Here is a 26,656-nt window from a genome sequence, read left to right on the forward strand (position 1 = left end):
CGTACCCGTCCGGGAGCGGCCACTTCGCCCTGCCCGCACGGCCCCCGAGGCGGCAGCCGGTGAGCATCCAGGTATCGCCCGAGGTCAACGCCATGATCTTCATCCTCACGGGGGAGAAGCTCATGGACGCCGACGAGGACCTCGCCTTCGAGAGCCGTCGGCCCTACTCAGGCCTCGGGCGCAAACTGGACCGGCTTTCCTCGCTGATCGACAAGTCGATCCACGACATCGGCGAGTCGATGCCGGACGACCTCGCCTCCTCGTACGCCAAGGCGATGGGCATGCTCATCGACGACGGCGGCAAGAACTACCTGCGCGACTTCTCCGACCAGCTCGACAAGATCGCCGAGGGTCGCCGCAAGACCTCCATGGACATCATGGAGTCCAAGTGGCAGGTCATCGCGGAGATCATCCGGCTGCTGATCGAGATCGCCATCTACCTGGCGATGTCCTTCTTCACCGGGGGCGCCTCGGCCAGTCAGATCATGATGGCCAAGCTGCGCAGCCGCTTCTTCATCCTCACCACGCTCAGTCATCTGCTCCAGCGGCTGCACCTGGCACCCTCCTTGACCGAGGCGTTCGCCGAGGCGTTCACCACCTTCGCCGTACGGCTGGCGATGATGAACTTCGCCCCGGACGGCCGCCGCCCGGACGGCATCGACTGGAGCGACATCGGCAAAGCCGCGGCGTTCGGGGCGGCGGCGGGGTTCTTCACCAGCGTCTTCGAGAAGTTCGCCAAGGACATCGTCCGCAGCTTCGACGGCAACTTCCTCAAGGGGGGCCCGGATCTCGACTTCAAGAACCCCACCTGGCGGGACACGCCGAACGTCGACCACCTCAAGACCAACGGCCCGACCCCCGACCCCAAGCCGGGCCCCGACCTCGACCTGCCGAAGGACCGCCCCGACCCGAACCCGTACGGCCCCGGCCCCACGCCCTCGCCCGCCCCGGTGCCCGTCACCTTCCGCGACGGCCCGCTCTCCTTCCGCAACAACCCCGAGCTGTGGCGCAACAGCCGGATCCTGCGCCTCAACCTCGACCGGCCGGGCGCGCTGGCCGGGCACTACGCCCTCAAGGGGACGGCGGACTTCATCGCCGCCGGAGCGGGCGAGGTGGTCGCGGAGATCCTGATCAAGGGGGCCTTCGAGGGAGACTGGTCCTCCAGCTGGACCACCTTCTTCGGCGCGGGCATCAGCAGCCGGGTCGAGTCCTCCCTCATGGGTGCCGCGCTGAACAGCGGCGCCGAACTCCGCCACGCCATCGACAAGTTGCGCAACCAGCCACCCCCGACCGTGTCCGGCGGCGACGGCCCGGAGACAGGCGGCTCCGACCGAGCCGAGGGCCCCTCCCGTACGGACAGCACCGGCGGTGACGACCCCGGCCCCGGTCTCTCCTCACCGCCCCCGGTCGTCCAGCAGACCACCGGGCAGGGCGACTTCACCGGCAGCCAGTCACCGCCGCCCTATGTGTCGCAGGACCCGCCGCCCTACGTCTCGGCCGACCCGCCCCCGTACACTCCGGGCCCGCTGCCGGTGACCGCGGCCGAGAACGCGCTGTGGCGGCAGGTCCACCAGGGTCCCGCCGAGGTACGCGAGCAGGCACTGCGGGAACTCGCCGCTCTGCGGGGCTCCCAGCCGCCGGGCCCCGCAGAGATCGGCGTACGCGACGGGGTGCACGACCGGCTCTCGCAGCTGCCCGAGGTACGGGTGGTGCCCACCGGCAACGGCCCGGCCGGCCAGGTCGACACCGACGAGGTGCGCCGGGCCCTGGAGGGCTTCGGCACGCCGGTGACGGTGGACCCGCCGATCCTGGGGGAGAGGCCGGGCGTGCCGCCGGGGGCCGGTTCGCCCGACCCCGGCGCCCGCACCACCGCCCCCGCCGAGGTGAACACCAGCGGTTCGTACGGCGATGAGCGCACCCCCGACGAGGCCGGCGGCCCCGGGACGCGCGGAGCGGAGGGCGACACCTCGACCACCGCCGACGGCCCCGGCACCGGTGCGCCCCCACTGACCGTCGTCGTCTCCGACGGGCCGCCGCCGGTCGCCGCATCGCCATCGCCTGAGGCGGCCGAGCTGCTGGACGGCGCCGGGGTGGACCGGGCCGTGGTGCTCGGTCCGCCGACCGGCTCCGACGCGGCGGGGCAGCCGGTGCGCGAGGCCGTCGAGCTGACCCGCGAAGGCCCCGGTGCGCCGGTGGAGGTCCGCTCGCTCACCGGCCCAGGATCCGCCGCGACGCCCGGGAGCGGGGCGCACACGGCGTTCCCCGGCGCCAACGTGCTGCTGCCCCTCGCGGACGCCCTGGGCGTGCCGCCCGTCATGCCGGCCGCTCCACCGCCGGCCGCCTCGACCACCGCGTCGGCCAATTCGGCCCCCGCGACGGTGCCCGCGCCGCCGCGTTCCGTCGCGCAGGGCGGCCCGTCCGGCGACACCGGCGCGGCCGCACCTCCGCCTGGCGAGCGGGGCCCGGAGACGCCGGAGACACAGGAGGCGTCGGACGCGTCCGGCGACACGGGGTCCGGTCCGGCCGATCCCGAGACCGCGCCCCGCCCCACCGAGTCCGAGCGGTACGACACCGACCCGTCCTCCGTGAGGGTGGTCTCGGGCGAACCGGCTCCCGCCACCGGCGACATGCCGGGCCCGGATTCCATGCCGACGGTGGTCACGACCACCGGCTCCGCGCCCGGCCCGGACGTCAAGCCGCCGCTCACCACCACGGTCCCCGAGGCCGCCCCGGACATCAAGCCGACGGCCGTCCCGACATCCCCGGCCCCCTCGACCACCCCCACCGAGGTGCCCGCCGCCTCCAAGTCCGCCGCGGACGCCCGGCCCTGGACCGAGACGGCGACCGACCTGTACCTGGAGTCGGGCCGTGGCGACGGGAACACCACCGCCACGCCCTCGGCCACCCCGCCCCCGCCCGGACAGATCACCGTGCGACCCGCGGACCCCGCACAGGACCTACCTCCGCAGACCCTCCGGGACTTCCTGCCGGAGGACCGGTGGTGGACCTTCTACATCGACCCCAAGAACCACCAGGCCGCGCTCGACGCCTTCCCGGACGACCCCGGCTCCTACTACGACCACGACCGCTCACCGGGGTTCCAGAAGGGCATGGTGTCGGCGTACACGCAGTTCCTCGGCGACCCCGCCACCGTCGCGACGCCGATGGACTCGACCTCGTACCGCACCATGCACGGGCTGGCCACCGGCCACCTCGGCCGGACGATCGGCTGGTCCGGCGGCGGTGCCACGCAGTTCCCGCTGCGCGGTGAGACTCTCGCCGACGACATCTTCGACGAGCGCATCGGCGAGCAGCTGCTGGTCTACGACACGACCAGCCGCGACTGGTCCAAGCCGCTGCCCAAGCCCCGACCGGTCACCATTCTGACCCGGTTCCTGCACAACAACCCGTCGCTGGCGACCAATTACGGCAAGAACGCCGCGCCCGACCTCGTCGACACGCTGTTCCAGCAGCATTACGCCCGCGTCCTGGCCCCCGGCGCCGACGACGCGGCCAAGCTCGCCTCCATCGTCCGCACCGTCCGGGCGCTGCACGTGGTCCACCCGTTCCAGGACGGCAACCTCCGGTCCAACGTGCAGATCCTGCTGCCGAAACTCCTGCTGGAGCAGGGCCTGCGCCCCGTCGTGCCCGACACCATGTACAGCCTGTTCCAGGGCGGCCACTCGGTACAGCAGATGGTCGACGCCCTGATCCGCAACGGTGCTCTGGACACCGGGGGGCCGCGCCCGCCGCAGGGCGGGACCGCCGCCGATCCGTACCTGGAGTCGGGGCGGGGTGGCGACACGGGCACGAGCGACACCCCGATCGCCCCGGTCACCACGAGCACCACCGACGGCGGCGGAACCGCACCGCCTGCCGCGACCGGGCCGTCCGTCACCACGCTCGACCGCAAGACGGTGCCCTTCAGCGAGCTCCGGCGCTTCGTGCCGCAGGCGGCGCTCGCTCCGCAACCCGGTGTCGCCGTACAGACGGTGACCATCTCGCAGGGCCCGGCCGAGGACGGTACGGGGCAGAGCGCGGGCCGTGAGGCGCTGCTCGGCCAGGACACCTTCCGCGGGGTGCGCACCACCTCGGCCGAGCCCCCGCCCGCCGGGAGCTCCGAGGCGCCGCCCGCTCCCCGTACGGTCTTCACCGGCCCGCCGACGGCGCTCCCTGGCTCCGGCACCGAGCGGGGCGCCGACTACTTCGTGGGCCACGGAACGCCCCGTACCGTCACCCTCGGGACGGACAACGCCGCGTACCCCACGGTCAAGGTCAGCGGTGTGCAGCTCGGCGAGGTGCTCAAGTCGTGGGCGCGGGATGGGGACCGGGACCGGCCGCTGGTGCTGTTCTCGTGCGAGACCGGGCAGCAGCCGAAGATCGCGGGACTCCCGGTCGCCCAGCACGTGGCGAACCGGACCGGGCGCCCGGTGTACGCGCCGACCACCGAGGCGGGCACGGCCAAGGACCGGGACGGCAACGTACGCGCGGTGCTCGGCGAAGGCCCGGACGGGCCGGGCCGGTGGCGGCTGTTCACCCCGGAGCCCGCCGGAGCCGAACTGGACGACCTGGCGCGCGACGCCGGACTGCACACGGGCCCGGACCCGGCCGACGCCTTCGCCCGTGCCCGTACCCTTCAGCAGCTCCGCACCCTGCGCGAGGTACTCGGCCCGGACGCCGAACAACATTCGGGAAACCGCGAGTTGTTGGCGGCGCTCGCCTACGTCGACGGTCTGCGCTGGCGCGATCCGGGCACCGCGGCCCGGTACGGCGACGGCCGGATGACGCCGGCCCTGCTGGACCGGATGGTCACCGACTGGCACACCGCGACCAACGGCACGAAGGTCGACCCGGCCACCGGTCCCACCCCGGGGCAGTACACCGCTTTCCTGGAAGCGGCCGCCGGGCTGCGGTCCGGCGCGACCCCCACGACCACGCTCGACCGGCTGCTGCCGCCCCCGCCGCCCGAACCGGCACCGGACACCCTGGTCTCGCAGCCCGACGTGCTGGGCCTCACCTATGCGCGGTCCGCGCAGATCGCCTGGTCGCTGTCGGACGCCCCGCTGCCGCTCTCCGAACTCGGCCTCGGCCCCGACGACACCGCCGAGCTGGCCCGTCGCCTGCACCGCCCGGAGCCCGCGGCCCCGCCCGCCCCGACCGTCGAGCCGGACGCGCCCGTGTCCGACGGAACCCCGCCTGTGGTGTTGCCCCCGGTGAACGCCACCGTCGTCAACGCGTACACGGCGCGGCACACGTACGGCATTCCGGAGAAGAATTTCGACAAGTTCCGTGATGTGGCGCGGGACCGGAACGTGGTCGTGGATGTGCGGCCGACGAATCCGTCCGCGGCGAAGTGGCTGGATGCGGGGGCGATGCCGAAGCCGCAGGACATCAAGGCGAAGACCGTCAATGAGGTCGATGTCCTGCTGGGTGCCGATGTGGGGAACGTCGGGCTGGTCGGTTACTTCAAGCCGGTGTTGCCGGAGCGGGGTTCCGTTCCGGTGGATGCGTGGGACCGGGTCCTTTCCCGGTTCAACCAGCGGTCCACGGAGTTCCGTGAACTGGCCGGGAAGATGGCCCAGTACGAGGCCGATGGCCGCTTCGTCGTTCAGGACGGGGTGGTGTTCGGGCTCGATGACGAGGGTGAACGGCGTCCGATCACGGGTGATCACGATCTGTTCGACATCTCCTCCCCGGACGGTTCGCGGCTTCCGCACCCGGAGCATGACGCGCTGATCGCTGAGATGCGGGCCATGGACATGGCCGTGGTGCACGGCGCGCACATGTTCTGGAATCCGCCGACGGCTTTCGACAAGTCGGTCTTCGACAAGATCGTCAGCTCCCATCAGGGCCCGACCGGCGAACCGCTGCTCCGCTTCAGCCCCAACAGCGACCAGGCCGTCCTCACCTGGACGCAGAAGCTCAAGCCCGGACAGGTCGACCCCTACACGGCGCGGCACACGTACGGCATTCCGGAGAAGAATTTCGACAAGTTCCGTGATGTGGCGCGGGACCGGAACGTGGTCGTGGATGTGCGGCCGACGAATCCGTCCGCGGCGAAGTGGCTGGATGCGGGGGCGATGCCGAAGCCGCAGGACATCAAGGCGAAGACCGTCAATGAGGTCGATGTCCTGCTGGGCGCCGATGTGGGGAACGTCGGGCTGGTCGGTTACTTCAAGCCGGTGTTGCCGGAGCGGGGTTCCGTTCCGGTGGATGCGTGGGACCGGGTCCTTTCCCGGTTCAACCAGCGGTCCACGGAGTTCCGTGAACTGGCCGGGAAGATGGCCCAGTACGAGGCCGACGGCAAGTTCACCGTTCACGACGGAATCGTGTTCGGGATCGATGAAGGAGGCCGGCGCCGTCCGATCACCGGAGACCACGACCTGTTCGATGTGTCGTCCCCGGACGGTTCCCGGGTCTCGCGTCCGGCGCATGACGCGCTGATCGCTGAGATGCGGGCCAAGGACATGGCCGTGGCGCACGGCGCGCACATGTTCTGGAATCCGCCGACGGCTTTCGACAAGTCGGTCTTCGACAAGATCGTCAGCTCCCATCAGGGCCCGACCGGGGAACCGCTGCTCCGCTTCAGCCCCGGCAACGACCACGCCGTGCTCATCCACCCCGAGCCCCGCCCGCCCTCCCCGTCCGACCGCCCGGAGAGCCTCGCCGAGGGCGTGGACCTGTTCAGCAAGGACACGGGGGCGCCGGGCCTCGCGGACACCGTCCACGTGGACGGGCAGGCCCTGCACAGGCTGCGCACCCGGGCCGACGGGGACTGCCTCTTCCGGTCGCTCCTCGACACCGCGCGCAGCCACGACGTCCCGCCCGCCTGGGCCGCGCGGAACGTCACCGGCCTCCGTGGTCTGCTCCGCGACCGGCTCATCGGCTCCGAACTGCTGGTCCCGGACGTCGAGGCCACCCCGGACCCGGTGCTCGCCGTCGTCGACGACCTGCGGATGACCGCCCTGGCCGGCGTACGGAACCCTGAGGCGCGGGAGCGGATCGGGCAGCGCTGGGACGGGATCCAGCAGGCGGTCGTCACCGACGGCGACGGACGCCGGTGGCGGCGCATCCTCAAGGACAGCGGCTACCCCCACCTCGCCGACGTGGCGCCCACCCCCGCCGACGCCCGCCGCCTCGGCACCGACGGGCTGATCGTCGCGGCTGCCGAGCGCCCGGCCCTGTGGTCCTCGCCCTTCGCCGACGCGCTCCCGCTCGCGCTGGCGCACACCCTCGACATCGAGCTGCGACTCGTCAGGCCCGACGCGTCGGCCCCGGCGGGCACCTCCGTCACCCCGCTCAACCCGGGCGGCCGGGGCGGCACCGTGCACCTGGCCTACAACGGCTCCGACCACTACGACGCCCTGATCCCGGCCGCCGCGCTGCCCGCCCCCACCCCGGCGGCCCCCGCACCCGCCCCCGCCCCGGCCGCCCAAAACCCGGCCGGTTCCGACGTCTTCGGGGAGTGGCTGCGGAGCCTGGGCGGAGTCACCGACCTGGATGCCCCGGCCGCGGAGAGCCCGGACCGGGGCGACCCCGTACCGCTGGAGACCCAGCTGGAGCGGCACCGCCCGGCACGGCTGCTGACCGGCGAGGACGCCCGGCCGCCGGGCCCCGCCCCGCGCACCGTCACCTTCGACGACGGCAGCCGGCTGCCCACCGTCCTGATCAGCCCGGACGCCGACCCGGACGATGGCGGTGCCAACCCGGGCGCCCGGACCGACGGGACCCCGAGTCCCGGGCTCCTCAACGGCCTGGGTGTCCTCACCCTGCGCTCGCCCGGTCAGGTGGCGAAGGAGGTCTTCGACCAGCTGCCCGAGAAGCTCCGCTCCCAGTTCGACGAGGCGGAGCTGCTGCGTCTGCTGAAGGACCAGCCCGGAGCGTTCACCGCCCCGCGCGGCGCCCGCTTCGTGGGCCGGGAGAAGTCCGGGGTCGGCCACGAGTTGGTCGTCGAGGCCGTTCCGTACCACCGCTGGGAGCGCTTCTCCGAGCCCGGCGGCGCCACCGTCCGGGTCGACACCATGCGGCGCGGCCAGTCCGGTACGGGCGGCGGGCGCAGCGTCGGGGTCGGTCGCCGGGTCGCCGCCGCGCTGGGCATGGGCCCGCCGCTCAACTGGATGCTGAAAATCGGTCTCTCGCTGGGCTGGACCCGCAGGACCGACTACACCCTGGGCACCCAGGCCTACCACCAGAGCGAGTACCGGGCCCTGGACGGGTCCCACCTGCACCTCGACGACGTCCACTACCGGGTGCGCGTGGAGCGGGTCACGGAGGCGCCGAAGGTCCCCGGGCCCGGCACCCCGCCCGCCGCCCCCCGCTGGCAGCGCGGCGAAGTGCACTCCGCCGGGTTCGCCATGCGGGACGGGCTGAGCTGGCGGCTGCCGGACGACCTCACCGTGCCCTTCAAGGGGCCGAAGCGGGCGCCGGAGAGGCTGACCTTCCCGGACGGGGCCGAACCCCGGATCACCGACACGACCGCTCTGCACCTGACGGACCCGCCGGAGGACGTGGCGCTCGCCATCTCCGGAGCCAGGCCCGGTAGTTCGGCCCACCGCACCCTGATCTCCTACGTCCGCCCGGGACGGCTGCTCGGCCTCTTCGGGCGGTTCGCCGGAGCGGTCAGCGGACCCGAGCTGACCCGGGGGAGCGGTCAGCACCCGCTGGGGCATCTGATCGTCGAGCGGTCGATCCCGCACCGGGCCACCCTGGTCACGGAGTCGGTCAAGTCGGAGGTCCGCGACCTCGCCCAGACCACCTACCAGAACCAGCGTGCCCACATCCGCGACACCCGCCTCGGGGTCCAGGTCACCGCCGGGCCCAACTACACCCTCATCGGCCCCGAGACCGACGTACGCCTCCAGGGCGGCCCCCTGGTCCGCACCGATCTCAGCACCGGCCGGGGCCACTACCTGGGCGCCGACGCGGCCCGCAAGGTGACCGGCCGTGTCCGCAACCACCCGATGGCGCTCTACCGGGTGGAGCGCACCCTGATGGTGCGGAAGGCCGGTCAGCCGGCCTCCGCCGCGCGGCCGGTCCGGGTGGTCAGTCTCGACTGGTACTCCACCCAGGACGCCCGCCGCCTCGCGGGCTGGGACAGCCGTACGCCCGGAGCGACCGGCCCGAACGCGGACGCCGAGCCGCCGGTGCCGTGGTACCTCACCCGTCAGGACCCGGTGCACCTGGGCGGTCAGGTCCGCGCCGAGGGCTTCGTGCCGGACCGGCGCCCCGCCGTCCAGCCACCCCCGGCGACGTCGACGGCCCCGGCCCCCGCCCCCGCCCTCGCCCCGGCCCCGACTCCTCAGGACCCCCTGAAGGCCTTCACCGACACGGTCCTTGACACGCTCCACCGCGCGTACCCGTCGCTCTTCGTACCGCCGTTGATGCTGCGCCACCCCCACCTGGCCAAGCTCTGGTACGGCGACGGGCGCATGCGGACCGCCCTGCACAACGAGCGCCAGGTGCGCGAGGCGCTGAACCGGCCGAGCCTCGCGCAGAGCCTGGACGACCTGACCACCACCGGAGTGCCCGTCACCCTCACCGAGGACGGCAAGGTCCGCCGGGGCCACCACACGCTCATCCTGCGCGCCCGCCTCACCGACCGGCGGTTCGAGACCACCCTGAGCGAACGTTCGCTGCGCAACGCGGTCATCGGCACCGAGGTCTCCGGCCAGGGGCAGCAGGAGTCCACCACCCTCTCCGCCGGTGTCGAGCTGGGCATCTCGCCGCGCGACCACGACAAGGATCCGGAAGCCGGGTTGCCCCGCCAGGCGGGCAACGTCTCCCTGGGCGCCCGCCACGCGCAGACGCGGGCGCGGGCCACCAAGAACACCGTCGCGGTCGCCCACGACCAGCTGACCTTCCAGAACGGCGCCGATCTCTACAGCTACCAGGTGGAGTTGGGCGCCACCTTCGAGGGCCACCGCCGCCCGCGCGGCTGGACCCGGCTCGTCACGGTGGGGCTGCTCGGCGCGGGCGTCTTCGTCAGCAAGGTCGGGGAGCGGCCGCTGTTCACCCGGGGGACCGAGACCGTCGGCCGGGTGGAGCTGGCCGTCCCGGCGGCCCACGGCTCCGACCGCCACGCCCCCGCCGACCCTCCGGCCACCGGTCCCGCACCGGCGCCCGCCCCCGTACCGCGTCCCCTCTCCGCCACCGAGGCGGACCAGCTCCTCGACGGAACACGGCCGCTGCCCCGGACCGCCGCGCCCGACCGTCAGCTCGTGAACAAGCTGCTCAGCGCCCCGCACGTGGTCCTCAGCACCGAGGGCGGCGAGCTGCGCCAGCGGCTCGTCCAGGACACCGCCGACCGCGCCACCGGCTCCTCCTGGCACGTCAGCGCGCCCGGCACCCCGATCCGCACCGCCCTGCGCCGGGCCATGGCCAACCTCGCCGTCGCCGGGCAACTCGGGCAGTACCTCGGTCCGTTCGGCTCCCGCATCACCGGACTCACCGGAGCGGGCCCCTTCTCGACCCACTACCTCAAGGCGGCGGTCCGGGGCGAACTCGACAACGTACGCGTCAAGAGCGACCCGAGGCCGGGCAGCCTCGAAGCCACGATCGGCAACGAGCACCGCGTCGCCGGCACCTCCAGCACCGGCTCCCGGACCACCCTCGGACTCCAGGGCGCCGCAATGCCTTTGCAGCGGGCCCTTGGTGAACAGGCGATCGTCGGCACGTACTCGACCGCTCTCCAGTACGCCTGGGGCAAGGGCCGCAGCATCTCCCAGACCCTCACCCGGGGCCGCAACACCACCCTCAGCTACGCCGGGCGGATGTACCTGGTGGTCGCCGACGCCACCGAGACCGTGGCCGTGCGGGACCGCTGGACGGCCGCGATGGGGGCGGTCGGCACCCGTGCCGGGGGCGGGATCAGCTCCGCCGCCGGGCGGATGTCCGAGCGGCTCGGGCGCGGCCTCGCCCCGCGCCGGGGAGCCGCCGCGCTCCAGCGCATCCGCGACGCGGTGATGTTCCACCTGCCGATGCAGGACGCGATCGAGGCCGGGCTCGCCCCCGACGGCCTCGGCACCCGCACACCGGACAACCTCGGCGGTGGTTACCGGCTGCCTCCCTTCCTCCGCCGCCACTTCCCCTCCCACCCCAGCGGCCGGCTCGACGCGAGCCGGGTGGCGCAGCAGCTGATGGGGCAGCTGGAGAGGATGGGCGTGCCCTCGCACGACCGGGAACAGGTGCTCCAGCGGCTCTCCCCGGACTTCCTCCGCTCCCACGTGCACGATCTGACCACCGACGGAATGGCCCTGCCGGTCCGCTACCGCACCTGGACGAGCCCGCACCACCTGCCCGTCGGCGGCAGCCCCGGTCAGCTGAAGGTGACCCTGACGCCGGTCACCACCACCGTCGAGCGGCTGCGTACCGGCTACGAGCTGGAGGACTACCGCACCACGGCCCGCGACGACGTCGAGGGCCGGTCCCAGGACCGCGGCGCCGATGTGACGCTCAGCGCGAGCGAACGCGCGGCCGGCAGCGGGGTGCTGGTCGCCAACCCGGCGCTCCAGGGCACCGCGGCCAAGCAGCGGTCCAGCAATGCGACCGAGACGGTCGGCAGCACCACGATGCCCAACATCGCCACCACTCAGGCGCACGCCGAGATCGTGACCACGTACACCCTGACGGCCACCCTGGTGGACGCTTCCGGCAAGCCCCTCGGCCCCACCGCCACCGCCCCCGTCGGCTCCCTCAACGAGATCCTCCCGGCGAGTCTTCTCACCCCCGACGGTGAGGGTGCGGATGGCGCGCTCACCGAGCAGGACGTGCCGGAACCGGAGCGCACAGTAAAGGTGCTGACTGCTGATCAGTCCCGGCCGGAAGGCATCGCCCGGTGGCGGACCACGGACGGGGGGAGCGGCGAGACCGACCCGGACATCCTGCCCTTCGACGACGTGATCGGCTCCGGCATCCTCGCCGTGGACATCCTCGGTTCGGCCAACGTGCAGGACGCCCTCACCCTCGCCACCGCCCGCGCCGACGGCTTCCCCGGTGACACGGACCTCGGCGAGCGGCATACGGGCGCCCCGCTCACCGAACGCGTACGGATGGCCCGCCACACCCCGCTCACCGCCCTCGGCACCGCACCGGCCCAGGCCCAGCAGGAGGCCACCTCCCAGGTCGGTCTGACCGCGGGCTTCCGCGAGGCGCTCGGCGCCGACGGCTCGCCGCTGCCCACCCAGTCCTCCGCCCGCCTCCTCGGCCAGTCCCACACCGCCTACTCCCGCCTCTACGCCAAGATGCGCCGCACCGGCGTCCGGCTGCTGGCCGTGGAGAACAAGCCGCGTATGGAGGCCATGCAGCGGCGCAAGACCGGTGACGCGCTGGAAGCGGGCATCACCGACAACGTCGAGGGCGCGGTCGGTACGTCGCCGCTGGCGGGCAACAGCAACGCGGGCATGACCAACCCCGGCGCCACGGTCCCGATCGGCGGTGCCAACGACTCCACCGCGCTCAGGAGCGCCACCGACACCACTCTCGGCACCCACATCAAGGTCGTCACCGACCGCAGCATGCTCTTCGCGGTGCCCGTCAGCTGGCTGTCGGTGGCCGAGGTGGACCACCGGGTCACCGACAGCCGCCCGATGCAGGCACTCGGCAAGCCCAAACGAGGCCCGCGCGCCGTCGAGGCCGAGACCACCGCCCTGGTCTGGCTCCGCGAGGACATCGCCCGCGACTACGGCCTCCTGGACGACACCACCTTCCCCGACGAGGCCCGCACGGCCTGGGACGACCAGGCCAAGGCGGCGGCCGACCTCGCCACCGCCGAGAAGAACTACTACGACGCCCGAGCCAGGACCCGGGAGACCTGGCTCGACCTGAGCGCCGAGGAACAGGCCGCGCTGGGGGACGGCGACCGGGCCACCGTCCTGCCCCGGGCCGTCGCCCAGTCGCCGGCCGTCACCGCCTGGCAGACGGCCCGGGAAGAGGTACGCCGCTGGCAGCAGCGCCTCGACGCCGCCGCGAAGGACCACCACCGCCTCCACCTGGCCGCCGCCCGCCTCACCGCCCACCACCAGGGTTCGGGCTCCGTGCAGGTGAAGGACGTGCCGCAGGAGTACACCGCGCCCGACTGGCGCTCCGAGGCGCCGGAGCCGTACAAGGTGACCGACGCCACCGACTCCGCTCCGCGCACCCTCACCTCGCCTGACCTGCGCACGGTGCACGAGGTCCACGAAGTCCCGCACGACGGTGCCTCGTTCTTCCACGCACTGCTCGCGACGGCCCAGGACCGGGACCGGCTGTCCTTCCTGCTCGACGCGGACCTCGCCGACCGGTTCGCGGCGGTCCCCGGTGATCCGGCGGTCACCGCCGAGGCCGTCGGCGCCGCGCGCGACCGGCTCGCCTGGGCGCTTGCCGACAACGGCAACGAGGATCTGCTCGACGGCCTGGCCCTGGATGCGGCGGACACCTTCACCCAGGCCGAACTGGACGCCGCCGGAGTGGTGCTGACGGCTGCCCAGCAGATCGAGTTCGACGCGTTCGGCCGACTCCCGCAGACCTTCTGGCCGAGCCCGGAGCAACGGGTGGCGCTGGCCACGGCGGCCCTGTACCGCCCGTTCACGGCCGAGCCCACGACGGCGGACCCAGGCGCCGGAGACCCGGCCCCGCCCGAGCGCCGGGCGGGCGACCACGGCGGCGCCGATGTTCTGCCCGCACTCGCGGCCCGTCTCCTGGGCACCCCTGTGACGGTGGTGACGGGGGAGGGGCGGCAGCAGATGTTCCTCCCGCACGGCGCCGACCCGGCGACGGCCGACCCGGCCTCGGGTCCGGTGCTCTTCGCCGCGGACGGCTTCTTCTCCGCCGCGCTGACGCCCGGCACGACACCTCCTTCCACCACCGCGCTGCCCGCCCCGCCCGCCACCGGCACGGGGACGAGCACGGGGACGGCCCCCGTCACCGGCACCACCACGGAGACCACCCCGAAGCCGTCCGTCCACCGCAGCCACCCCACCCCGCCCTGGCTGCCCCCCGCCGACATCGGTGGCCCGCGCTACCGCCTGGGCCGCGACGGCGTCCTCACCGCACCCGACGGAGCCACCTACACCCAGGGCCCTCCGGCTGGCCGGGGCAACGGCTTCTTCGCCGCGCTCTCCACGGCCCTGCGCCAGGCCGCCGAGCAGCCCGGCCGCGACCCGCAGGCGGCGGCCCGGCTCCGCATCCGCGCCGGGGCGTCGCCCGCCCAGCTGATGCGCCTGAACGGGCTCCCCGGCGACCGGGCGGAGCGCGACGCACTGTTCTCGCCCCCGCCCCTCCGGGAACGACCGGGCGCGCCCGCGCCGAGCCGGGACGCCCGTGACGGCCACCTGCGACGCCACCTCGCCCATGCTCCGTGGGGCCCGGACGCCGACCGTGCGGTGGCCGAGTGGGCGGCGAAGGCGACCGGCGCCACCGTCACCCTGATCGAGGAGAACGGCACCGCCCACACCTACGCCGGCCCCTCAGCCGACGCACCCGTCCTCCGACTCCGCCGCCGGGGTGGGGACTTCGTACCGCTGCTCCTGCGGACCCCGGCCCCGAAGCCGAAGACGCCGGAGACGTCCCCCACCGGCGAGGGGCCCGGGCTGCCGGGAGAGGAAGAGGCGTACGAACTCAGCACGCTGTCCGGTGCGGAGTCCCGGCCGCAGCCCCACGAGAACACCGGTCTCGGCACCGATACCGACCCCGACAGTGACGGGGACTCCGACTCCGACTCCGAGGGGGAGGAGGACACCCCGATCTGGGCGGACCCCGAGTGGCTGACGGCGGTGTTCGGCCCGCAGTGGAGCAGGGCCCCCCGCGCCCGGCTCCAGGAGACCTCCGAAGCCCTCTACGAGTTGGTCGAGGCGGCGGCGGGCGGCCGTCCCACCCGCGCCGGGCTGGCCGACCTCGTCCGGCACGTCCTGCACCTGCCGCTCCGGGCCCGGGTGAGCAACCAGGACGTCCTGGACCTGGGAGCGCTGGCGCTGGAGGCGTCCTCGGACGACCTGGCGACCGCCGAGGACCTCGCTGCGTACTTCGTCGACCGGCAGATCGAGACCCGGCGGGACGCCCTCGCCGCGGAGACCCTGCTGCGTACGGCGGACCGGACCCCGGCGGGACGGAACCTCACCGGGTCGGACCGGGGCCTTCCGGCTCCGGACTCCTACCTCGCCGAGCGGTCCGGGCGCGCGGCCGGGCAGAGCGCGCCGTGGCGTAACCCGTACCTGTTCGTGGCCGGGGCGGCGGAGGGCGGCGGCGTCGAGATCGTCACGCCGTGGCGCACCTTCGTGGTCCGCGACGCCGAGGAGATGGCCCGGATCATCTCGTACGACTCCCGGCGGCCGGGCGGTGCGGACATCGTTCTCGCCCTGCCCCCGGCGTTCGCCGCACAGGTCGCCGACCTCGTCGCCGGCACGACGGCCCGCCCGGTCTGGTACCCCCTGGGACCGGCCGAGGTCGCCACCCACCCCACCACCGGGGCCGCCCACCTCGTGGTGCACCGCGGGGCCGGGGAGACCGGGCCGGACTGGACCTCGCCCCCTCCACCGCGGGAGCCCGGCCTGCCCGGCGCCCGCGACCACAGCGGCGACGGTGACAGCGGCGACGGCCGCGACAGCGACACCGAGAGCGACAGCGGCTCCACCAGCGACGGCGACGCGGAGTTCGACCGGCTGGCCGACCGACTGCAGTGGGAACACCGTGTCGACGCCTTGCGCCCACGCCCCCTGGTCACCCGCGACTACCGCGTCGTCGACGACAGCGGCACCGGAGTGCTGTTCACCGAGCCCGGGCCCCGGACGGTCGGCGAAGTCCGTACGGAGGAGAGGGCCGAGGGACCCGCGCTGGTCCTGCCCCACCGGACTCCGAGGACCGTCGCCGCCGCCGGACGGCCGCCGCTGCACATCTCCGAGGACCGGACGGTCGCGCTGCTCTCGGCCGGGAACGACACCACCGGACGAAGTCAGCAGGTGTACGCCACCCGGGCGGCGATCGAGCGTTCCTCGGCCCGACTGGCCGCCGCCGGAGCCGGGGTACGGCTGGAGGCCGACCCCTCGGTGCGCGTGGTGCTCGACCAGGAGGACGGCACGCCCGGCGAACCCCTGCTCCGGGTCGAGCCCCGGTTCCTCACCGCTTCCGGGGCGTCCGAGCACGCCTTCACCCGCGACTTCGCCCGGATGGTCGCCGGAACGGATGCCGCGCCGCTCTCCCATCTCGCCTTCCGCGGTCCCGACGGGACGGTGGCCACGGCCCCGGTCAACGGACTGCACGGCCGGGAGGTCACCGGCACCCACCACCTGGCCCAGGCACTGACGGAGGTCGCCCGCGGCACCCGCCCCGCCACCGCCGTCACCCCGGACTGGGCCGTCCGACAGGCGGGCCGGGACCCGCGCTTCACCGGCGGGGTCGTCGGCGCGCCCACCCCGGGCGAGGCGTACGGCCGGGCCCTCAGCCACACCCAGGACAACGCGCTGCGCGGGCCGCTGACCCAGGCCGCCGCCCGTGCCGGGATCAACGAGTACGCCTGGGCGGACGTCGGCGAGGGCTATCTGATCCAGTCGGTCAGCACCACCAACGACGGTGGCGCCCAGCTCTTCACCCACAACCACGCCAAGCCCGGCGACCCGGTCGGTCCGCACGCCCCGTACCACTTCGCGCAGGTGGTGCTGGCCAGTGAGGACGGTACCCACCAGATCTCCCTGGAGAACGAGACCCACTCCCGTACACCGGCCCCGGCGGACCAGCTCGACGCGGTCGTCGACGAGAACCTGGACCGCTACGACGAGGACCAGCTGAACGGACTGGCACGGGAGACGGACGACCGCGCCGAGACGGCCCGGCGCGACGGCGCCGATCCGGCGGAGATCGCCCGGCTGGAAGGGTTCGCGCGTGCGGCCCGGGCCCTGGCCGCCGTCCACGAGGCCGAGCACGTCCGGTGGCACTTCACCGAGGACCGCCCCGAACACGCCCTGGCACAGCGTGAGGTGGACCAGGCCCGAACCCGTGCCCGGGACGCCGTACGGGACGCGGCACCGGTCCTGGACGACAAGGACCAGTGGTTCTTCCGGGCCTACAGCAAGCGCCCCGGCGAGTCCGCGCACGCGGTCAACGCGGCGCTGCTGTCGGACCGTTCACCCGCCGTGTCCAATCCGCTCACCACGGTCGCCCTGCACGGCCACGCCCTCCGCCCGGACCGGCGGGCCGTACGCTTCGCCGAGCAGCAGCACACCCTGCCCCCCGACGCGGACGAGAGCCTGGGCGCCCTGGCCCTGTACCTCGCCCGCACCGGCCTGTGGAACAGCGCCAACGGCCTGCCCCTGCCCGCGGTCACCGTCACCGGACACGGCAACCGCTCCCGGGCCAGCGGCCAGAAGCGGGCCGATGCGGTCGGCAGGGCGCTCGGGGACCGGCTGGCCCGGCTGCTGAGGACGTTCCAGGAGGGTGCCCCCGGTCCGCACGTCAGGCTCTCCGACTTCACGCTCACCCTGGACGCCCAGCGGGTCCGTCGCGCCACCGACCCGGACCGGGGACGGGTGGTGACCGTCGACATCGACGATCACCGGCACACCTCGCCACCCGCACCCGCCCGCCCCGTGCCCACCGGAGAGCAGCCCCGAACCGAGCCGCCCGCCCTGCCCCGCCCTGCCGACGGGCCCGCCCCGGAGGCGTCGCCGCCCGTCGCTACGGACCCGGCCACCGGCACCACGGGGTCCCGCACCTCCTCCGACCGGGACCCGTCCCGTCCGGGCCGCCGGTCCGCGACGCCCCGCCCCGACCGTGGCGCACCGGTGCCCGCGTGGGTCCGGGCCCGCATCCGGTACGCCGAGGAGTCCGTCGCCTTCGAGCGCCGACTGGCCGAACACCTCGCCGAGAACGAGGCGGTGACGGAGGAGTTCCGCAAGATGGCGCGCGCCGCGTGGGACCGGGCGCGGCAGCAGTACCCGCGCGCCCTCGCCACCTTCGGCAGCGAGAACCCGAGCATGCCCGGGACGGTCGGAACCAGCAGGCCCGCCCTCCAGCAGGTGCTGCGGACCGGTAACCTGAGGGAGCTGGTGACCTTCCTGTTCCAGGGCATCTCCAGCGACCTGGTGCCGGAGATGCTGGGTGGCCGCGAGGACCCGAACCCGGAGATCGAGGGGGAGCGGCCCAGCCGCCGCCAGGCGGAAGGACGCACCGAACTGGAGCGACTGGCCGCACAGTTGAATCTGGACGACACCCTCTCCGTACCGGAGAGGCAGGCGGAGCTCGCGCGCGCCACCCGGGAACACACGGTCCGGACCGATCCCGACCACGTACGCCCGCCGCTGAGCCGGGCCGAGCGCCCCTTCGCGGTGAACGACCTCGGGCTCACCTGGATGCCCGCGTCCTCCGTGTACGACCTCGCGATGAGCTCCGGCTTCCAGGGGACGGCCGAGGACTCGGGGGGCCTGGTCCTGACCGGCACCGCCGGTTCGACCTACCGCTTCCTGGTGCATGCAGCGCGCATGCGGGACCAGTGGGGTCTCGACCTCGACCTCGGCCTGATCCGGGCCGGGATGATCGCCATGTCGCTGGCGGCGGGCCACCACTCGTTCCACGAGGTGATGCGCGGTGCCCAGTTGGCGCTGGACTCCCTCCCCGGGCACGATCCGGCACTGGACTACCAGGACAACTGGGGCCGTTACTGGAACGTCCACCCGCTCACCGAGCAGGAGCTGCGCGACCACGTCGCCCGCGACGGCCGCTTCCCCGACGAGCACGCTCAGGCGGTGCTGGACGCCGACACCCCGGCCTCCGTTTCGGCTCCGGCGCTCAACTCAGCCCCGTCCGGGGGCCGGGCTGTGCCGACCGGGCCGGACGCGGATCTCGACGCGGCCTGGGAGGCGCACAGCCGGGCGTGGAGCGCGTTCGGCGCGGCGGCGGTCGGTACTGCCCCCGAGGCCCTGGTGGAAGTCGACACCCGGCGAGCGCTGTTGGAGCGGGCGGAGCAGCGGCTGTGGGTCCTGGGGGTCGCTCCGGACGCGCTCGGCGCCGCCCGGGGCACCGCCGCCGCCGACGGCACGGGCGACGCCACCGGTTCTCTCACGCCGAACCCGGCCGTGTCCCGGGACACCGAGCAGCGGCGTTACATCGCGGAACGGCTCACCGCCGACGACCTGCCTGCTGTACCCGCGCCCCCCGGCGCGGAGGAGACCGTCGGGTCGGACGAGCTGCGCGAGGCGAACGTCACCCTCTCCCCGGGGCTGCGCGCCGAGATGATGCTGCGCGGTGACGGCCGGCTGCCCGCCGGCGGACTCTCCCCACTGGACCTGGCCCGGGTGCGCCTGGTCCGGGCCGACGACGGAACGCGGGCCCTCGACGCGGTGGCGGCGAGCGTGGCGCGGCGGCTGTGGGCCAGGACGTACGCCGACGTCCTGGACGCGGCCCCGGAAGGCCAGGGCGACACGGAGGCCGCCCGCGCCTGGTCGGCCGCCGTAGCCCTGGTGCTGCCGCCCGAACCGCACCCGGTGCTCGCCGATTCCCGGTACGCCGGTGAGGCCTTCCGCGACGCGGTGCGCCAGGTCGCCGGTCATCTGCTGGCGGCGGAGGCCGGTGCCGAGGGTGTACGGGCGTCCGCCGCGGAGCTGGCCGACGCCCTGCGTACCGGCCTCGGCCTGGCACCGCGCTGGACGGTGCCCGCGGGTGGACCCAAGGCCGGGGACACCGCGGCGGGACGGCCCGCGCTCCAGTCCCAGCCGGGTGGCGAACTGCCCGAGCTGGACATGCCCGACCTGGACATGCCCGACCTGGACATGCCCGACCTGGACTTCGGCCAGGGTCAAGGCCAGCTCCCGGACATGGACGTGGACATGGAGATGGGCTGGGGCGGTCTCGATCTGCCCGGCGCCTTCCCCTCCGCCCTGGACAGCCTCGACCTGGACGCTTTGGACAGCCTGGGAGCCATGGACGCTCTGGGTGACCTGGACGCTCTGGGTGACCTGGATGACCTCCCCGACTTCGACTTCACCTTCGGCCTGCCCGCGCCCGTACCCGTCGGCCCAGGTGCGGGCGGCGGGCAGCCGGTGTACGCCGTGCCCGCCGCCCCGCCCGCTCGGCCCCTCACCACGCTGCCCGCACTGACCCTCGTACCGTTCGCGCCGCAGGCCACCGGAACCGCCGACAGCGCCGAGCGCGGAGTGGAGCGGATGGCGCACCAGGTGGCCCGGACCGCGCTGCGCAACCGCCGCAACCGGGTACCGCTGCCCAGGATCGACATCGCCGGATACGGCGCGGACGCGCGCGGTGCCGGGACGGCGCGCGACCGGGACCAGGCCGCCCAGGCCCAGGGGGATCTGAGGGCGCGGGCGGCCCGCGACCTGTTCGTGCGCACGCTCGACCACGCCCTCCGTACCCTCCAGGCGAACCTGCCCGTCGGGGTCACGCCCCTGCGGCCGCAGGACTTCACCATCACCGCGCGGGGCCGTAGCCGGGTGCCGGGCCAGGGGGTCACCGTGGCCCTGGCCGGGCGGATCAGCCGGGAGGAGCTGGGCCGCCAGGCCACCATCGGGGTCACGTCACCGCGTCACGCCGCAGCCCTGGACGCCCTGGACGCGCTGCGCCGCACCGACCCGGTCCTGCGCTCCGGGCCCCTGGACGTGGACGCCGTCGCCCGCCGGATCTGGCACCTGGCGCCCTCCGTGCTCGTCGACCCGGAGATGCGGCGCGACCTCTACAGGTTGACCGGCCGGGCCCTCGCCGCCGGGCGGGCCACCGGCCTGGCCGCGCTCACCGCCTTCCACCTGGAGGAGCAGGGCCTGCTCGCGGACGACCGCGCCCGGCACGTCTCGGCCGGCGGCATCCGGGTGCCGGGCCTGAACTGGACCGGAACCGGGACCGCCGGGCTCGACACCCTCTTCGTGGACCGGCTCACCACCGGCCCCACGGGAGCACCCGCCCCCACCGGGAACGCGGACATGGCGCCGTGGCCGTGGGACCCGGCCCCGTACCCGGTGCTGGCGGACGGCAGCCACGACCGGGTGACGGCGCGACTGCCGGACGGCACCACCTGGGAGCTGGACGCCGACGAGTTCGCCGAGTTGGTCGCCGCCGACCTGGCCCGCCACCCGCTGCCCGAGTACGCCCCGATCGTGCTGGCCGTGCCGTCGGCCGGCGACCGCTACCTGGAACTGCCCCGCAAGCTCGCCGAGCGCACCGGCCGCACCGTCTGGGTCCACAGCGGCCTGGCGCAACGCAACCCCGACCCGACCGCGACGAGCACCATCGCCGTGCTCCACCGGGACGGCCTGCCGGACGGCACCTGGCTCCCGGTCCGCCCCGGCCTGGCGCCGGACCCCGACGACGACGCCCCGGCCTGGCACCGCGAGGTGCTGACCCAGCCCATCGTCAGCTCCCGGACCGGGGAGCAGACCGGGCGCAGCTTCCACCAGCCCGCCGAGCTCGTCGGGGAGCGCGAGAGCTACCGCGACCTCGACCACATGTCCTTCTACGTCCACTGGGACGCCGCGACCAACACGTACTCCGGCAAACTGCCGATGGAGGACCCCGGCCCGGCGGACAAGGCGTACCGGCTGGCGGGCCACGGCCTGCCGGGCGGGCTGTCCCTGCCGTTGGCCGACGGCGGCAGCCGGACCGCGGACCGGGACGAGGCGGCCGGGTGGCTGCGGCGGCGCAAGAGCCTGGCGAGCCTGCCGCCGGACCACTGGGTCGACCTGGTGATCTGCCACTCCGGAGCCCCGGGGCAGGGCTCCGCGCAGGACGTCTCCCAGCTCGACGGCGTCCTGCCCGCGCCGTTCACCGCTGATCCGCTCGGCGACGACGCCCTCTCCCTCGGCCAGCACCTGGCGAACCAGCTGCGACGCACGACGCGGCTGTCGTACTCCTCCCAGGGCGTGGTCCGCTTCGGCGACGGCCCGGTGCGGGTGCTGGCCACCGATGCCCGGGGACGCCCGTGGTGGTGGGAGACCAGCCGTCCGGAACCCGACGACGCGGAGCTCGACCGGCTGGCGGAGCAGGCCGGACTCGAGGGCGGTCCGCCCCCCCGCGTCCGTTCCGAACTGCTACGCGTAGTCCGCGCGTTGAAGCTGGTCGTCGGCCCCGACGTGCAGGTGGCCGACGACTTCCCGGCGCTGGTCGCCGGGGCCGCTGCGGTCGTCGACATGTGGTTCGCCGACCCGGAACTCCAGCCCACCGGCCCGTTCTGGCCGCAGCTGCTCAGCCAGGTGATCGCGGCGCACCCCCTCGCGGTGGGCGGCGTGGGCGGGGACGTCACCCGCCAGGTGCTGGCCGATGCGGCGCAGGCGTGGCGGAACTCGGGCGGCGCGCTGCCGGTGAGCAGCTTCGTCCCCCTCCCGCAGCTGCGTACGGCTGCGGCCTGGCTCCTTGACCCGGCGGCGGTGGACCGGGCGGCCGTCGACGCGCTGCGGCTCGCCGACCCCGCCGACGCCCCCGCGCAGCGGACCCGGATGTTCTGGGCGAGGGTCCGCGCCGAGGAGACGCTGCCCGCCCCCGGACCGGCCGCCGACCTGCTGACCGTACGCGCCCTCCGCCTCGACCAGGACGCCCAGGTGGACGACGCCCTGCGCGACCGGGCCCGCGCCCTGCTCACCCGGGGCTTCGCGTCGGGCCGGAACATGGCCGACCCGGACGTGGTGGGCGCTTACGCCATCGAGGCGGCCGGTGCCCTCGCGGCGCCCGCGCTGCTCACCACCGTGGGCGCGGCGTTCGGGTCCGGCCGGGACTGGCGCGGCCTGGCGACCCTGCTGCCCCGGCTGGACGGGTTCCGGGTCGCGGACATGACGGTGGACGCGCCGTGGGCCGGACAGGACGCGGACGGTAAGGACCGGCCGGTGCCGTACGCCGTAAGGGCCTCGGTGGACCTGGAGGACAGCAGCCAGGTCCAGGTGACCGTGGGCGCGGCCACCTACCGGCTGTCGGCCGCCGAGTTCGCCGAACTGCTGTCCTCCGACGCCGACTTGCTGGGGACCCAGCCCTCCACGCCGGTCCTGCTGCTGCTCGACGGGCTCAGCGGCCCCACCCCGGAGGTCGCCCAGGCCGTCTCCCGGAGGCTGGGCCGGCCCGTGTGGTGGAGCACCTCCCCGGTCGAACTGTCCGCTCCGGGCGCAGCCGAGGGTGAACTCCCCGTGCTGGCACCCGATCTCTTCTCCGCGGCCCAACCCAGCGCCTCGGACTGGCGGTTCACCGCCCCTGCCGCCCCCGGCCTCGGCGTGCCGACGGTGCCTGCCACGCCGGCGCCGGGCCCCGGTGCGCCGACACCGGCCACCAACAGCGGCACGACCGCCGAGGCCCGTACCCCGCAGGGCAACGCCCCGGCGGAACCGGAGCCCATCGAGCAGGGCGCAGCCCTCGCTGACAATGCCCCGGACTCCGCCCGCAACCAGCGCAGTTCCATCGGCGACCCCATGGAGGGCGTCGAGTCCACCTCCGTACCGGCGGCCCCGGCGCTCCCAGCCGTTCCCGTAGCCCCCGCCTCGGTGAGGGCCCTGCAACCGCTGCCGCCCCGGACCCTCGTGGCGTACGGGCGGGACGAGACGAGCCCCTCGGCGCAGGGGGACCGGACCCTGGAGCTGCTCGCCGCCCAGGTGGCGGCCACCGGTCTGCGCAACCGGCGGGCGGGTGCGTCCCTGCCCCGTGTGGAGGTCACCGGCTACGGCGCCGACATCCGCTCCGACCGTGCGCCGACCGGTTCGCCCGCGAGGCGACGGGCCACCACCGCGCGCCACCGCTTCACCCGGCTGCTGGCGAGCGAACTGGAGCGGCTGCAACGGGATCTGCCGGCCGGCGCACCCCGCCTGACCGCCCAGGACTTCGCCATCGTCGTCAAGGCCATGGCCCGCGTGCCCGCCGACTGGGTGGGCGCCGGTGCCCTTGCCCAGGTGAGCCGCGCCGAGCTGGGCCGCCAGGCGACCGTCGTCCTCCACCAGCCGCCGGACGCCATGGCGGTGCAGAAGCTCGACTCCCTGCGCCGTCGCGACCGCGAGCTGCGGGACCGGCCGCTCGACGTGGACGGCATCGCCCGCCGCGTCCTGCACCTGGACCCCGGGGCCACCGTCCGGCAGGAGACCCGGCAGGAGCTGTTCGGCCTGGTGGGCCGGGCCACGACGGCCGGCCGGGCGACGGGTTTCCCGGCGCTGGCCGCGTACCACCTGTCCGAGCTGGGTGCGACCGCGCCGGGCCGCGCCCACCACTTCACCGTGGGCGGCAGCCGGGTGCCGGGTCTCAACTGGGGCACGAGCGACGTCATCGGACTCGACACCACGCAGAGCGACCTGCTGGAGGCGGACCCCGCAGGCGGCTACGACGTCCTCAGCACCTCACCGACCCCCTGGCCGAGCGGCACGACCCCCTACGTGGTGACCGCGGAAGGCGGGCCCGGCCGGGTGGAGGCGCGGCTGCCGGACGGCACGGTCCGGGAGCTGGGCATCGAGGAGTTCGTGGAGCTGGTCGCGGCGGACCTGGCCCGCGAGGCGCTGCCGCCGGCCACACCAGTCGTGCTCGCCGTACCGTTCGCCGCCGACGGCTACCTCGACCTGCCCCGCAGGCTCGCCGACCGTACGGGCCGGACGGTGTGGGCGCACAGCGGCCGGGTCACCGTCGAGTCCGCCCCCGGGGAGGCGAGCACCATCGACGTCGTCCGCGCCCCGAAGGCCCCCCGGGGCGACTGGATCGCGAGCGATCCGGGGCTCGGGCCGGACACCGACGACGACACTCCCGGCTGGCACCACGACGTGGTGAGCCGAGCCCTCGTCAGCGCGCTCAGCGGTCGGCAGATCGGCCGGGCCTCCCACCATCCCGCCGAGTTCGCCCGGGACTTCGAGGACGACGATCGCCACCTGGACCGGATGGCGACCTTCGTCCACGACCACCCGGCCACCGGCCGCACCTCCGGTGAGTTGGACCTGCCCCGGCCGGGCCCCGAGGACCAGGCGTACCGGCTGGACCTGCACGGCTCTCCGGGCAGCCTGACGCTGGCCCTGCGCGACGGCACCACCCGCGATGTCGACGAGCGCGAGGCCGGACCGTGGCTGCGCCGCCGCAAGAGCCTGACGACCCTGCCCGAGGACCACTGGGTCGACCTCGTCGTCTGCTGGAGCGGGGCGCCCGGCGACAGCGCCGTACCCGCTCCGAGCACCGCCTCCGACGCGTACGGCGGCCCCTTCGTGGCCGATCCTCTGGCCACCGTCTCCATGGGCCAGCACGTGGCCAACGCCACCGGGCGGGCGGTACGCCTCGCCTACGGCCCCCAGGGCACCCGGCGGAGCAACGGCCGCTACCAGCGGACCCTGTTCGCCGACGCCCAGGGGCGCCGACGGGCCTGGGCCCTGGCCCGGCCCGAACCGGACGAGGACGAGCTGGACCGATGGGCGGAGGTGGCCGGGGTGAGCCCCGGCGACGGCGAGGTCTCGGACGAGATGCGTACGGCGACGCTGCGCCTGGTGCGGGCGCTGCGGATCACCTTCGGCCACGACGCCGACGACGACCCCGGCTTCGGTGACCTGCTGCGGGGCGCGGCGGCGGTGGACCAGATGTGGCGCAGCGACTCCGACTTCGAGGAGGCCGGGCCGTTCACGCTGGACCTGCTCCACCAGGTCGTCGCCGCGCACCCGGAGGCCGCCGCCGGGGTGGACCGGCAGACCACCCGCCGGGTGCTGGCCGCCGCCGCTGAGCACTGGGCCCGGTACCCCGGCGACGGGCTCGTCAGCTTCGTCGACCTGCCCGCGGTGGAGGCCGCCGCCCAGTGGCTGGCCGAGGGGGATGTGGAGGACGAGGCCGCCGCCGTCCTGCGCCTGAGCACCGACGAGGTGGGCGAGGCGGAGATGTCCCGGATGTTCTGGGCGCGGGTCAAGGCCGAGGAGACGCTGCCGGGAACCGGCCCGGACGCGCAGGAGTTCGCCGCCCGGGTCCTCCACCGGGAGCCGGACCCGAGCGCTGCCCACGTCCGCCGCACCGAGGCACTCGACGTGCTCACGCGGGCCTTCGCGGTGGGCCGGGGGGCGTCCGACCCCGATATCGCGGCGGCGTACGCCCTGAAGGAGGCCGGTGCGTACGACGACACCGCACTCGACACGGTCCAGGGCGCGTCGGACGGCACCGGCCGCGACTACACCGACGGGCCGTCGCGGGACGTGGACCTGGCCCGCTTCCGTACCCCGGCGGGCCTGGTGGACGCGCCCTGGGCGCAGGGGAAGGACCGGCCCGTCCCCTATCCGGTGCGGGGCGGGGCCGACGCGGACGACCCGGATCTCGTCGAGGTGTCCTGGGGCGGCGACACCTACGGGGCGACGGCCGGCGAGTTCGCCGAACTCCTCGCCGCCGACCCGGCGCTGGCCCGCACCGAGCTGACCGTGCCGGTCCTCCTCGCCCTCCCGGGCCCGGCCGCCGACGCCGCCGGCCTCGCGGACCGCATCGCCCGCAGGTTGGGCCGCACCGTGTGGTGGACCGGCTTCCCGGTCGACCTCTCCGGCACCGACGATTCCGGGGACCCCGTGCTCACCTTGCACCCGGCGGCCGACGGCACGGCCCCGGGGGACGCCCCCTGGCAGCGGGCCCGCCCGGCACACCCCGCCACGGCCGAGGACGCCCCGCGCCCGGTCCCGGCACCACTGCCCCGCTCCAGGCGGAGCGACGACGACCGCACCGGGGCATCCGCCCCGGCTCCCTGATGCCCGGCCCCCATCCCCACCCCACCCCGCCCCCGATC

Annotated in this window: 1 protein-coding gene; it reads left to right on the forward strand. The window is 74.6% G+C overall.

What is annotated here, in order from left to right; all coding sequences use genetic code 11:
• The first annotated feature begins 92 nt into the window (after window positions 1-92).
• Window positions 93-26,618 carry a lonely Cys domain-containing protein gene (locus tag AMK21_RS29670; RefSeq protein WP_234422077.1) on the forward strand — a complete coding sequence of 8,842 codons (26,526 nt, stop codon included), beginning with the start codon at window positions 93-95 and terminating at the stop codon, window positions 26,616-26,618.
• The last annotated feature ends 38 nt before the right edge of the window (window positions 26,619-26,656 follow it).

It is taken from the genome of Streptomyces sp. CB00316, from assembly GCF_001905595.1.
Classification (GTDB): Bacteria; Actinomycetota; Actinomycetes; order Streptomycetales; family Streptomycetaceae; genus Streptomyces.